We start from the raw sequence: 12802 nt of genomic DNA on the forward strand, positions 1-12802 counted from the left end.
TTTTCAGACATACATGGTACAATATTGAGTGGATGCAGGAATGTGAATTTTGCACCAAAGAAAATATGCGATTGGAGTCGCATAGCAATCAATTAACTTGTTGTTAGGGAGGGTTTACGTATGAATGGTTCAACAATTGCAATTATTATTATCATTGTGGCATTATTGGTAATCCTATTTACCAGTTATGTCAAATCACCACCGGATAAGGCGTATATTATTTCCGGTTTAAGAAAGACACCGAAGATTCTGATTGGTAAAGCTGGTTTGAAGCTTCCGTTCTTCGAGCGGAAGGATGAGCTTCTGATCAAGCAGATCAGTATCGATATCAAGACGGGCGATTATGTTCCGACACTGGATTTCATCGGTGTGAACATTGATGCGGTTGCGAAGGTTAAGATCCGTACGGATGAAGAAGGTATCCAGCTTGCCATGAAGAACTTTCTGAACATGAAGGAACCACAGATTATGGAAGCACTGGTGGATTCTCTGCAGGGTAATATGCGTGAGATCATCGGTACGATCAGTCTGAAGGATTTGTGTAACGATCGTAAGTCCTTCGGTGATCAGGTGCAGGAGAAGGCACAGGTGGATATGAACCGTCTGGGTATTGAGATTATTTCCTGCAACATCCAGCAAGTAGAGGATCAGAATGACCTGATTATCGCACTTGGTCAGGATAATATGGCAGCGATTCAGAAGAATGCAAGTATCGCCAAGGCAAACGCGGACCGTGATGTAGCGATCGCACAGGCGCAGGCGAGAAAAGAAGCGAACGATGCGAAGGTATTATCCGATACGGAAATTGCTGTTAAGCAGAATGAGCTGTCAATCAAGAAGGCAGAATTAAAGACAATCGAAGATACGAAGAATGCGGAAGCAGATGCAGCTTACGAGATTCAGAAGGAAGCACAGCGTAAGACAATCGAGGTTACAAAGACCGAGGCAGATATCGCACGTCAGGAGAAGGAAGTTGACCTGAAGAAGAAGGAAGCTGAGGTTATGGAGCAGTCTCTGGATGCGGATATCCGTAAGAAAGCGGAGGCAGACAAGTTCGCAAGACAGCAGCAGGCAGATGCAGAGCTCTATAAGCGTCAGAGAAATGCTGAGGCAGATAAGTTCGAGAAGCAGCAGGAAGCCGAAGCGAAGAAGGCACAGGCAGAAGCAGAGCTTTTCGCAAAGCAGCAGGAGGCGGAAGGTATCCGTGCTGTCGGCGAGGCAGAGGCGAAGGCAATTGAGGCAAAGGGCCTTGCAGAGGCAGAAGCCTTAGAGAAGAAAGCTGAAGCGATGAAGAAATATGGACAGGCAGCCATGATGGAAATGATCGTGAAGGCATTGCCGGAGATGGCAAAGGCAATCGCAGAGCCGCTCTCTACGATCGACAAGGTAACGATCATTGACGGCAACGGCGAGGGTTCCGGTGTTGGTTCGATGGGATCGTATGTGCCACAGGTACTTGCAAAGACAATGGAGTCTGTGAAGGAAGTTACCGGTATCGATATCGCAGATATCATGCGTGCAAATACATACGATGCGAAGGTTAACAAGAATGTGAACATCACAGGCTTGGATGGTATCAAGGTAGAAGCTCCAGTAGAGGCGGGAACTTCCGTAGATACAACTGTGGAGTAAGATATTGTGTAAAACAGAAAACTTTTAAGATAAAAGGAAAGGCACCTTAACTGGTGCCTTTCCTTTTATCAATAATATTTCATTCACTGTGAAAGTGAATGAAACTTGATTCACGAAACCTTGCAGTTCTATCACGTAAAAAAGCAGGTAACGGGAATCGAACCCGCCTATCCAGCTTGGGAAGCTGGTGTTCTACCAATGAACTATACCTGCAATAAAATAAATATAGTACAGACAGGCACGAAAGTCAAGCATCGTATTGTCCGGAAGAATGCATGATTGTACCGGATTTTTAAGGAAATGCAGCGAAGGAAATGCGGCAAAAAAAGGGTTATTGTAAATCGCGGAATCCTATATTATAATATTCTATTATGCTGAAATCAGATCTGGAAGGAGTAAGGTTAGAAATGTCTTTTAACAATAATACAAAGACAGATATTCAGATAAGAAGATTCACATTTCGGATCGTCATTGTGTTTTTGCTTGCCATTACAGTTGCAACAGGAACCATCACTTTGATTCTGACAAGAAAATCCTCCCGGGAAATGAAATCAAAGGTTGTAAACCTGATACAGGCAAACACCCAATTGCAGATATCAAATCTCAATCAGTATCTGGGAAGAATCGAAGATACCGCAGCATTGCTGTTCTCGGATGATATCTATTGTGAGTATGATGCAACGAAAGAGGGGCAGGATGCATTCGAGAAGATACAGCAGGAAACGGCGATTGAAAAACGTTTGCAGGATATCAATATTCTTCAGAATTTCTCTGATTTTGGAATTGTATACGCAGATGACTCATCGCTTGGTGCAATATCGAATACGACGCTCGGGTTGTTCCCGGATGGTGGTCTATATGCGTATCTGCAAGGGCATATTACAGACGAGAGGAAGGAATCCGGCTGGTTTTTCGATTATGAGAGGTGCTATGACCGGCTGTATTACGTAAAAAGACTGAATGCGCATGCAATTATTGTGGCAGCATTTTATAGCCGGGAACTGAGCCAGTCTTTTACAGATATGGAGGATGTGCCGGGGATGCAGAGCTATCTTGTGGATTCGGCGCATTCAATCGTCTATGCTGAATCAGGAGAGATACTTGGGCGGAATGCAGAAGAAGTCTGGAACAATCTGCCGGATGGATATAGCAATTACTGGATTATAGGCGACAAGGAAGTTGTAGTAGTTGGAACCTGCAAGAACGACTGGCAGGTAATATGTGTGGCTCCGGAGAACGTGTTATTTGCAGAACAGGTCAGAATCAACCGGTTTGCCATAATTGTATATATTATTATGCTTGTGGTTGCTATGTCGGCAGCAGGAATTCTGTATTCACAGGTGTCGGTAAAGGATGGCGTGCTTTCGCAGATCAGGCAGAAAGCAGATTACGATCAGCTGACAAATGTGTTGAATAAGCAATCATTCCGTGATCTGGTAGATACAAAGCTTGCACATGCAGGGGAAGGAACAAAGCATATCTGCATGATGCTGGATATGGATAATTTTAAGATGGTAAATGATACATATGGGCATCAGGAAGGGGATAAATTTCTTAAGAAATCCGTAGTAATCTTCCGGGAAACTCTTGGAACACAGGCAATCATCGGGCGTATGGGCGGAGATGAGTTTGCGGTGTACATTCCATTTGAGCATGAGGAAGAGACCGTTATACGGGAGGAGGTTGCCCGGAGGCTGGATGCACTTTTGGATGCATTTCATAAGCAGTTTGATACACACTATGAATCGTGTAAAGTCTCACTTTCAGCAGGAATCTGTCTGAGAATTGCGGGAGATGGAATAAAACTTGGATTCGAGGAATCTTATCAGATGGCGGACCGTGCGTTATATGTATCAAAAGAAAACGGAAAACATCAATACAATTGGTATGAGGATTGATTGGCAGATATGAGGTACATGGGAAAAATGAAAAATAAATATCGTGGAATCAGCATCTGTCTCATTGCATGTCTGATTTTCTTATCCGGGTGTTCCGGAAATAGCAAACCGGTAGTCTATGAATCCACGACGGAGATTTCCTACTCCTGGTGGGGAAATGATGACCGGCATCGGTACACACTACAGGCATTGGATATATTTACAGAACAAAACCAGGGACAGATAGAGGTGCAGGCAAACTATGGAAGTTGGGGAGGATACGAGAACAAAATGCATATTTATATGCGCTCCCACAATGCACCGGATGTGATGCAGATTAATTATGCGTGGCTGTCGGAATATGCAGACGAAGAAAATGGCTTTTATAACTTGTATGATCTGAAAGACATCATTCATCTGGAGAATTACACTCCGGAGGAGCTTGCTTATGGGGAAATGGACGGAAAACTGTATGCCGTTCCGATTTCATTTAATACACCAATGTTTTATTATAACAAGACGATTTACGCATCGTATGGCCTGGAGATCCCGAAGACGTGGGATGATCTTTTTGCAGCGGCTAAGGTTATGAGCCGGGATGGAATCTACCCGCTTGGAACGACAAAAAAACAACTCTTTCTGATGCTGGTTGCATATCTTGAACAAATAACGGGAAAGGAGTCCGTGAAAGCAGATGGGTCATTACAGCTGACGAAAGCGGATATTGCATTTATGCTTGATTTCTACAAGCGTCTGATTGATGAAGGTGTGCTGATGCCAATCGACTCCTTTAATCGAAATGCTTTTTCGACAGGAAAAGCAGCGGGAACGCTTGCGTGGATCAGTGATGCAGCAAATTATTGCACACCATTGGAAAAGAACGGCTCAGAGGTTATTGTAGGCGATTATCTGCAGGATGCAGCTGCGAAGAAATTCGGATGGTGTGTAAAACCGGCTACGATGTATGCCATCAGTGCAACAACGGAGTATCCGGAGGAAGCAGCAAAGCTTCTGGAGTTTCTGCTCAATAGCAGGGATATGGCACAGCTGCAGGGAACCGAAAAAGGCATTCCAATCAGTGACGCGGCAAAGGCAGCATTGCAGGAAACACAAAAACTCAGCGGCTATGAGAAACAGGCAGATGACATGCGTGAAAATTACGCAGACCGGCTGGAGATATTGCAGCCGGTATTGGAGAACGAAAGTGTCTATGATGGTTTTAAGGTCAATGCGGACTATTATATCTATGATAAGCTTTCCGAAGATGAAGTCGTAGAAAAATTATATGAAGCAATTTACTGATATCGGGAAATCAATCCAGCGTAATTTCATGGATTGATACAGAAGAATGCAGAGAAGGAAGGATGAACAAAGTGGCATATAAAAGCGTAGATGAGTTAGAGCATTTCCGGTTTGACGACTGTCAGATCGATACATTTGCAGTGACAGAAAATGGTGTGGAGCTTATGGTAGAAGCACTGATTGTGAGAGCGGACAACAGCCAGAATACAAATTATACAGAAAGCTATGCCGGTATGACGAAGATCCGGATAACAGATGGAAAACTGATCCGGTGTGTGCGTGATGGCTACAAGTATTATGATGCAAATGATGTGCTGCAGTCCGAGGTTCCTGACTACGAGCTTTCCGTGGTGGAGACAGCAGAATTTCCAAAGAGTTGCGCCGGGGCATATCTCTTTGAGATGAAGCGGGATGCGGATGGATACGTGCTTGGAATCGAATTTGTGGATCCGGAAGATCAGACTGTCGGTAATTCCTATCAGGTTTATGTGACAGGCACGCAGGTTACGGTGTTGTGGGAACAATATATGAACCGGGTGCAGTCATAACGGAGGCGGGAATGACAGCGGGATGAATATTATAGATAAAACTATCGTGCAGGTAAGTCGTTTCTGGTATTGAAAATGTAGAAATTTTTGCGGCTATTTCAGAAAAATGTAGCAAAATTCATAATTGACAATTAAAAAGGTATAAGTATAATATTGGTAGTACCAAAGTGGTGCTACCAATTTGCTTTTTATAGGAGTTAGAGAATCATTATGAAATACTTACGACAGTTTCTGTTAATCTTGTTTATCTCCTTTTTAGGAGAGTTGTTAAAATACTTCCTGCCATTGCCGATTCCGGCAAGCATCTACGGCATGGTGATTTTATTTATCGGATTGCTCAGTGGAATCATTAAGCTGGATGCAGTTAAGGATGTCGGGAAATTCCTGATCGAGATCATGCCAGTCATGTTCATCCCCGCAGGGGTTGGTCTGATGGCATCGTGGGGCACATTGAAGCCAGTGTTAGTGCCGGTTAGTGTGATTACGGTTGTGGCACTTATAGCAGTTATGGGTGCGACCGGACGCGTATCCCAATGTGTGATCAAGAGAGCCAAAGCAAAAGAAAAGGCAAAGGAGCAGAAGGCATGAAAGAGTTATTTCAGACGTCCATGTTCGCAGGTGTGACACTCAGTCTGCTTGCGTATCTGGCGGGTTCATTATTAAAGAAAAAGTTTAAGCTTGGAATCTTCAATCCATTGCTTATCTCGATGATCCTGACGATCATCGTGCTTGTGTGTGCGCATATTGATTACGATACGTACAACAAGGGTGCCGTGTACTTAAGCTGGTTTCTGACACCAGCTACGGTCTGCCTGGCGATTCCGCTGTATGAGCAGTGGCAGTTATTAAAGCGGAATGTCAAAGCCGTAATGCTTGGAATCACGGCAGGTGTACTTACGAGTCTGACGACGGTATTTGTACTGTCGAAGCTCATGGGACTCACCCATCAGGAATATGTGACAATGCTTCCGAAGTCTATTACGACAGCAATCGGTATGGGAGTATCGGAAGAACTTGGAGGCTATGTGACAATCACAGTTGCAGTCATCGTAGTAACAGGTGTGATTGGCAACATCTTAGGCGAGTTCATATGTAAGCTCTTCCGTATTACGGAACCAATCTCCAAGGGACTTGCACTTGGGTCTTCATCCCATGCAATCGGTACAGCTAAGGCAATCGAGATGGGCGAAGTGGAAGGTGCGATGAGCAGTCTGGCAATCGCCGTCACCGGAATCCTGACCGTTGTACTCGCATCCGTCTACGCGAATTTCATGTAAGGAAGGTAAAGAATATAATTGATAATTGCACATCAAGGATTATGAATGTGAAATGCATATATTTTAATATTAATTCGTGAAATATGCATATGTTTGAAACTTAGAAGTTCTTAGTGTTCTGTGAGTTATTCAGCAATGTTTGAACACGATGTTCAAACAAGCCGCCATTGAGCCATGGATGGCGAATTGGCGGCGGTTGCGTGAGAAAATGATGTGTATATCAGAACAGTTAGAACTTCTTGGTTTCAATACATCGCATATGAAATGAAATAATATTAAAATATATGCATCACAACATATGCAATTAGAATTAGGAGGTGTTCGTTATGATTATTACAATTGGTAGAAAATGTGGCTGCTGTGGCGACGAAATCGGTCATGCGTTGGAACAGATCTATCATATTCCATTTTATGATCGGTCGGTCATCTCAGAGCTTGCAAAAGGGTATGGGATGTATGACCGGTATCCGGATTTCTATGGGGAAACCCCGATGGATACACTGATGTACACGATATCCCAGGCAGAGAGCGAAAGCGTGTTTTATGAGACACCGAAGAAAGCATTGACCGGAATTCTGGAAGGAAAAAACTGTATTATTTTAGGTCGATGTGGTGATTATGTATTTAAGGACCGGAAGGATAAGCTTGCAATCTTCCTGACCGGGGATGATGCGATGCGGATCGAGTCGATTGCGAAGAAGCATGGAATCCCGGAGCGCCAGGCGAAGAAACTTGTACAGGCAACCGATGAACGCCGGGCGGCATACCACAAATATTATACCGGGGAGACATGGGGCATGGCAGAAAATTATGACCTGTGCCTGAATGTCTCGAAGCTTGGTACGGCAGGTACGATCGCAATGATTGAGCAATATATCAGACAGACTGGGTTAGAGTAGGTGATGAGAAAATGGAGAAACAGACAACACAGGAATATGAAAAAGCAATCGCCTATATCATAGACCGGATCAAGGAAGGTTCCCTGCAGCTAGGCAGCAAGCTTCCGCCGGAACGAAGGATTGCCGAGGAGCTTGGCATCGGCAGAAATTCCATCCGGGAAGCAATCAGTATCCTACATGGCATGGGACTGATCGAACGGGTACAGGGCTCCGGCAATTATGTGTCAAAGCATGTCGGCGAGTCTATCCGCCAGTCGCTTACTGTGATGCTGGCACTCGGAACGATTACGAAAGAGGAAATATTTGAATTCCGGCGGGTGATGGAGAAGGCAGTCTGCTCGAATCTGATTGCGAAAGGACTGTCCTATGAATATGCGTCAATCTTAGAGACAAAGCTGGAAGAGATGAAATTGTTCGATGGCAAAGATCTGACCGATGTGGACAAGGAGTTTCATGACACCCTGATTCAGGCAACCGGAAATCACCTGTGGGCGGTTTTGATGGAGGCCGTGACCGAAGCATACCGGGATTGGATCAACTACGTGATCGAGCTTGCCGATGAACCGGTGCGGGCGAAGCTGCTGCAATGCCATGCGGACATTTACCAAAATCTCGTACAGAAAAATGAGCCAGCCATGCTTTTGGCGATTGACAGGCATTATGATTTGATAGAACAGATGGTTTAATTATGTTAAAAATGCTAAAATAACAATCTGTTTGGGTTGTTTTTTTATAGAAAAATACGTTTTACTTTCGACAAAAAAAGGTATACACTTTTCCTTGGGTAGAAAGGATAAAACGAGAAAAGGAGATGGTTTTTTTGGAAGATCTTGCAAAAGACCTGATGGAAGAACTGAACTGTGAGACCGTCTTCACGATTCCAATCTTCGGTGGTATCGACGTATCGGAATCTGTGGTCGTAACATGGATTATCATGGCAGTGCTAGTTCTTGTGGCAATCATCCTGACAAGAAACATGAAGATTGATCACATCAGCAAACGTCAGGCAATCGCAGAGACGATTGTTACAAAGCTGACCGGTATGGTGGAGGATATGATCGGACCGGAAGGAAAAGCGTATGTCCCATATCTGACAACTGTATTGTTGTATATTGGTGTATCAAACATCATTGGATTGTTTGGATTCAAGTCCCCAACCAAAGATTTAAATGTCACGATCGCACTTGCGGTTATGAGCATCGTCTTAGTTGAGGCGGCAGGTATTTACCATCTGGGTGTGAAGAAGTGGCTGCATAAGTTCGTAGAACCGATTGCAATCGTTACGCCGATCAATATCTTAGAGGTATTTACACGTCCATTGTCACTGTGCATGCGACTTTTTGGTAACGTGCTTGGTGCATTTGTAATTATGGAACTGATCAAGATGGTTGTTCCGGTTGTTCTGCCGGCAGTCTTTTCTTTGTATTTTGATCTGTTTGATGGATTGTTGCAGGCATATGTATTTGTATTTTTGACATCACTGTATATCAGTGAAGAGATTGAACAATAAACGAAAAGGAGATAATTAGTATGGGTACAATAATCGCAATTGGTGCAGGTATTGCAGTTTTAGGAGCGCTTGGCGCAGGTATTGGTATCGGTATTGCAACCGGTAAGGCAGCAGAGGCAATCGCAAGACAGCCGGAGGCAGAAGGTAAGATCAACAAGACATTGATTCTTGGTTGTGCACTTGCAGAGGCAACCGCTATTTACGGTTTCGTTATCGCACTTATGATCATAGTAATGTTGAAGTAATCACAGGAAAGGCAGGGTGGTAACATGCTCCGAGTAGATTGGAATTTATTACTTACCATAATCAATCTGCTGCTTTTGTTCGTGTTGATGCGGATTTTCCTGTTTAAGCCGGTACAGAAGATCATTGCTGCGCGTCAGGAGGAAGCGGACAGACAGTTCAAGGAAGCGGACGAGAGCAAGCAGGCGGCAGAGGAAGCAAGAAAGCAGTATGAGGCAAGTCTTGCAAATGCGGAGGAAACCAAGAAGCAGGTGCTTCAGGAGGCAAGACAGACCGCAGATGCAGAATATAAGCGGATTGTATCAGATGCTGAAAAGACCGCAAAGCAGGTAAAGGAAGATGCAATCACAGATGCAGAGAACCAGAAGGCACAGATACTGAAGAAAGCAGAAAAAGATATTGCCGATATGGTTGTCGATGCAACGGTCAAGATTGTTGGAGAGAAAAAAGGTGCAGACGTGGATAACGCGCTGTACGACAAATTTTTAGATAAAGCAGGTGATGAAACGTGATTCGAGCAGCGAAGGACTATGCAGCGGATTTGAAGCTCGTTGAAAACGCGAAGTCAAATCTGCAGAGCGTAAAGGATATTTTAGAAGCAGTTCCACAGATCGGTGTGGAGTTTGACGATCCAACCGTGTCGTTAGAGAAGAAGCATCTGGTAATTGACCGGGTGTTCCCGAAGGAAATCCGGAATTTCTTAAAGGTGTTGTGTGACAATGGCGATTTCGGATTGTTAGATGAGATCGAGCAGGCATATATGGAGCTGACGAAGACACCGGAGAAGGTGGAGGCACAGGCAGAACTCACATATGTGACACCACCGACACCGGAGCAGATGGAACGGATCCGGTTGTTCCTTGCGAAGGAATGCAACAATCCGGACATCAAGATCGTTGGCAGGGAAGATGCATCCATCAAGAGTGGATTCATCATCCGTGTTGGAAACAAAGAGTACGACTGGAGCGAGCAGGGACGTATCGACCAGTTGCAGAAGCATATCAACCAGTCATTAGCAGGCAAGAAGCTGGCAACCGTCAGTGAGGAGAGCATCATTTCCATCCTGCGTGCCGATATCGCAGATTTTGAGCTGGCAGCAAAGGATAAGGAAATCGGTGTTGTAAACTGGGTTGGTGATGGTATCGCGAATGTCGATGGTATCGACCATGCATTTTACGGTGAGATCGTTCTCTTTGACTGTGGTGTCAAGGGCATGGTACAGGACGTAAGACGGGATGAGATCGGTGTTATTCTGTTTGGCCGTGATACAGAGATCAAGGAAGGCAGCCGTGTCGTTCGTACCGGTAAGATGGCCGGTATCCCGGTCGGAGATGCATTCCTTGGAAGAATCGTCGATGCACTTGGTGCACCAATCGACGGACAGGGCGACATCGCGCAGGATGGTTACCGTCCGATCGAGAACCCGGCACCAAGTATTGTAGATCGTAAATCCGTATCGGTTCCAATGGAGACCGGTATTCTGTCAATCGATTCGATGTTCCCAATCGGTCGTGGACAGCGTGAGCTGATCATCGGTGACAGACAGACCGGTAAGACATCCATCGCGATGGATACGATCTTAAACCAGAAGGGCAAGGATGTTGTCTGTGTCTATGTGGCAATCGGACAGAAGGCATCGACAATTGCAAAGTTAGTGAATACATTGAAGAAAAATGATGCGTTGGATTATACGATCGTCGTTGCAGCAACGGCATCCGATCCGGCACCGTTGCAGTATATTGCACCATATGCAGGTACAGCACTTGCAGAGTATTTTATGTATCAGGGCAAGGATGTTCTGATCGTCTATGATGATCTGTCCAAGCATGCGGTTGCCTACCGTGCAATCTCACTTTTGCTGGAGCGTTCACCGGGACGTGAGGCATATCCGGGTGATGTATTCTATCTGCATTCAAGATTGCTGGAGCGTTCTTCCCGTGTGACAGCCGAGGCTGGCGGCGGAAGTATTACCGCACTTCCAATCATTGAGACACAGGCAGGCGATGTGTCTGCATACATCCCGACAAATGTTATTTCTATCACAGATGGACAGATCTATTTGGAAAGTGAGTTGTTCTTCGCAGGTCAGCGTCCGGCCGTCAATGTCGGACTTTCCGTATCCCGTGTCGGTGGTGCGGCGCAGACAAAGGCGATGAAGAAGGCAGCCGGAAGTATCCGTATCGATCTGGCACAGTATCGTGAGATGGAAGTGTTCACACAGTTTTCTTCCGATCTGGATGAGAACACGAAGAAACAGCTGGCACATGGACGTGCGTTGATGGAGCTTTTGAAGCAGCCACTTGGCCGTCCTTTTACAATGGCAGAGCAGGTTATCACATTGGTTGCTGCCAATGCACATGTATTCAGTGATCTTCCGGTTGAGAAGATCAAGGCATTCCGTCTTGGACTGCTGGATGATTTTGCAAAGAATCATGCAGATATTATCGGACGTCTGGATTCATCGAAGGATCTGGCAGACGATGTGAAGGATGCCATTATACAGGCGGCGAATGAATATAAGCAGAGGAGTCTGGAAGACGAAAACGGAGGGAATTAAATGGCGAATGCAAGAGAAATTTCCACACGTATCAAAAGTATCCAGGACACGATGAAAATCACGAAGGCGATGTATATGATGTCTTCCATGAAGCTTCGGAAAGCAAGACAGAAGCTGGAGAGTACAGAACCTTACTTCTATGGATTGCAGGAGCAGATTGCAGATATTCTGTTACATTTCCCGGATATGCAGCATCTGTTCTTCGATAACCGAGGCAAGGATCTGCAGGAGACATCAAAACGACGTGCATTCATCGTCATAACAGGTGATAAGGGTATGGCAGGTGCATACAACCATAATGTGTTAAAAGAGGCACAGAAGATGGTCGATGAGGCGGATTCTTACCGCTTGTTTGTAGTCGGTGAGCTGGGACGACATTTCTTTTCTTCGCAGGGGTATACGCTCGAAGAGGGATTCTGCTATTCGGCGAACAACCCTTCTATCCATCGCGCGCGTATGATTACAGAGCGCATCGTGGAGTTATATAAAGAGGAAGAATTTGACGAGGTATATGTTGTCTATACGAAGATGGTAAATAGCATGAAGGAAGAGGTTGAAGTGCAGGAGATCCTGCCACTCAAGACGCATGAGTTTATCAAGAAGGAATTGCTTGAAGATTCCCAGAAGGGATTAGGAAACAGTGACCGTGAGGCTGCGGAGCAATCCGATGACTGGTTTTTGATCTATCCATCTCCGAAGAAGGTTTTGGAGAAATTGGTGTATAACTATGTAACAGGTTTTATGTATGGTGTTCTTGTTGAGGGCTCGGCAAGTGAGGAAAATGCCAGAATGATGGCGATGCAGGCGGCAACGGACAATGCACAGGCAATGCTGCATGAACTTTCAATCGAGTTTAACCGTGTGCGCCAGGCAGCAATCACACAGGAAATCACCGAGGTGATCGGTGGAGCCAAGGCACTCAAGAAGAAAAAGAAGAAACAAGCGAGGTGAACGATC

13 protein-coding genes and 1 tRNA gene are annotated in these 12802 nt (G+C 45.1%); 13 read left to right on the top strand and 1 reads right to left on the bottom strand.

The genetic code is table 11. From position 1 onward, the window contains the following. The first annotated feature begins 120 nt into the window (after window positions 1–120). Window positions 121–1632, top strand: coding sequence for a flotillin family protein (locus ACZQK9_RS08005; RefSeq protein WP_483270247.1), 1512 nt, complete (start codon window positions 121–123; stop codon window positions 1630–1632). Between the two features lie 142 nt (window positions 1633–1774). On the opposite strand, the gene ACZQK9_RS08010 is transcribed toward ACZQK9_RS08005, so the two are convergent. After that, a tRNA-Gly gene (locus ACZQK9_RS08010) sits at window positions 1775–1845 on the bottom strand. Window positions 1846–2039: 194 nt separating this feature from the next. Between ACZQK9_RS08010 and ACZQK9_RS08015 the strand changes: the two genes are divergently transcribed. The 12 genes from ACZQK9_RS08015 to atpG all read left to right on the top strand — a co-directional run bounded on the left by ACZQK9_RS08015 (window position 2040) and on the right by atpG (window position 12796). Continuing rightward, complete coding sequence (locus ACZQK9_RS08015; protein ID WP_483270248.1) at window positions 2040–3530, top strand: GGDEF domain-containing protein; 1491 nt, start codon at window positions 2040–2042, stop codon at window positions 3528–3530. Window positions 3531–3557: 27 nt separating this feature from the next. After that, complete coding sequence (locus ACZQK9_RS08020; protein ID WP_483270249.1) at window positions 3558–4811, top strand: ABC transporter substrate-binding protein; 1254 nt, start codon at window positions 3558–3560, stop codon at window positions 4809–4811. A gap of 71 nt (window positions 4812–4882) precedes the next feature. Further along, window positions 4883–5359, top strand: a complete 477-nt coding sequence (locus ACZQK9_RS08025; protein ID WP_483270250.1) for a hypothetical protein — start codon at window positions 4883–4885, stop codon at window positions 5357–5359. A gap of 210 nt (window positions 5360–5569) precedes the next feature. Continuing rightward, the gene (locus ACZQK9_RS08030) at window positions 5570–5947 is read left to right on the top strand and encodes a CidA/LrgA family protein (protein WP_483270251.1); all 378 of its coding nucleotides are present in this window, start codon (window positions 5570–5572) and stop codon (window positions 5945–5947) included. Next, window positions 5944–6636, top strand: a complete 693-nt coding sequence (locus ACZQK9_RS08035) for an LrgB family protein (RefSeq protein WP_483270252.1) — start codon at window positions 5944–5946, stop codon at window positions 6634–6636. Before ACZQK9_RS08030 ends, ACZQK9_RS08035 begins: the two co-directional genes overlap by 4 nt. Before the next feature lie 326 nt (window positions 6637–6962). Further along, a complete protein-coding gene (locus tag ACZQK9_RS08040; protein ID WP_483270253.1) occupies window positions 6963–7535 on the top strand; it encodes a cytidylate kinase-like family protein in 573 nt (190 codons plus the stop codon). Between the two features lie 11 nt (window positions 7536–7546). Continuing rightward, window positions 7547–8221 (top strand): FadR/GntR family transcriptional regulator, encoded by a 675-nt coding sequence (locus ACZQK9_RS08045; protein ID WP_483270254.1) that lies wholly within the window; start codon window positions 7547–7549, stop codon window positions 8219–8221. Window positions 8222–8355: 134 nt separating this feature from the next. Beyond that, window positions 8356–9045 carry a F0F1 ATP synthase subunit A gene (locus ACZQK9_RS08050; protein ID WP_021986285.1) on the top strand — a complete coding sequence of 230 codons (690 nt, stop codon included), beginning with the start codon at window positions 8356–8358 and terminating at the stop codon, window positions 9043–9045. Between the two features lie 20 nt (window positions 9046–9065). Then, window positions 9066–9290 carry an ATP synthase F0 subunit C gene (atpE, locus tag ACZQK9_RS08055; RefSeq protein WP_021986284.1) on the top strand — a complete coding sequence of 75 codons (225 nt, stop codon included), beginning with the start codon at window positions 9066–9068 and terminating at the stop codon, window positions 9288–9290. 24 nt (window positions 9291–9314) lie between these two features. Further along, complete coding sequence (locus tag ACZQK9_RS08060; protein WP_177986496.1) at window positions 9315–9800, top strand: F0F1 ATP synthase subunit B; 486 nt, start codon at window positions 9315–9317, stop codon at window positions 9798–9800. Continuing rightward, on the top strand, window positions 9797–11845 hold the full coding sequence (gene atpA, locus ACZQK9_RS08065) for a F0F1 ATP synthase subunit alpha (RefSeq protein ID WP_483270255.1): 2049 nt from the start codon (window positions 9797–9799) through the stop codon (window positions 11843–11845). Before ACZQK9_RS08060 ends, atpA begins: the two co-directional genes overlap by 4 nt. Next, a complete protein-coding gene (gene atpG / locus ACZQK9_RS08070) occupies window positions 11846–12796 on the top strand; it encodes an ATP synthase F1 subunit gamma (protein WP_483270256.1) in 951 nt (316 codons plus the stop codon). Window positions 12797–12802: the final 6 nt, after the last annotated feature.

This window comes from Wujia sp. (assembly GCF_056872695.1).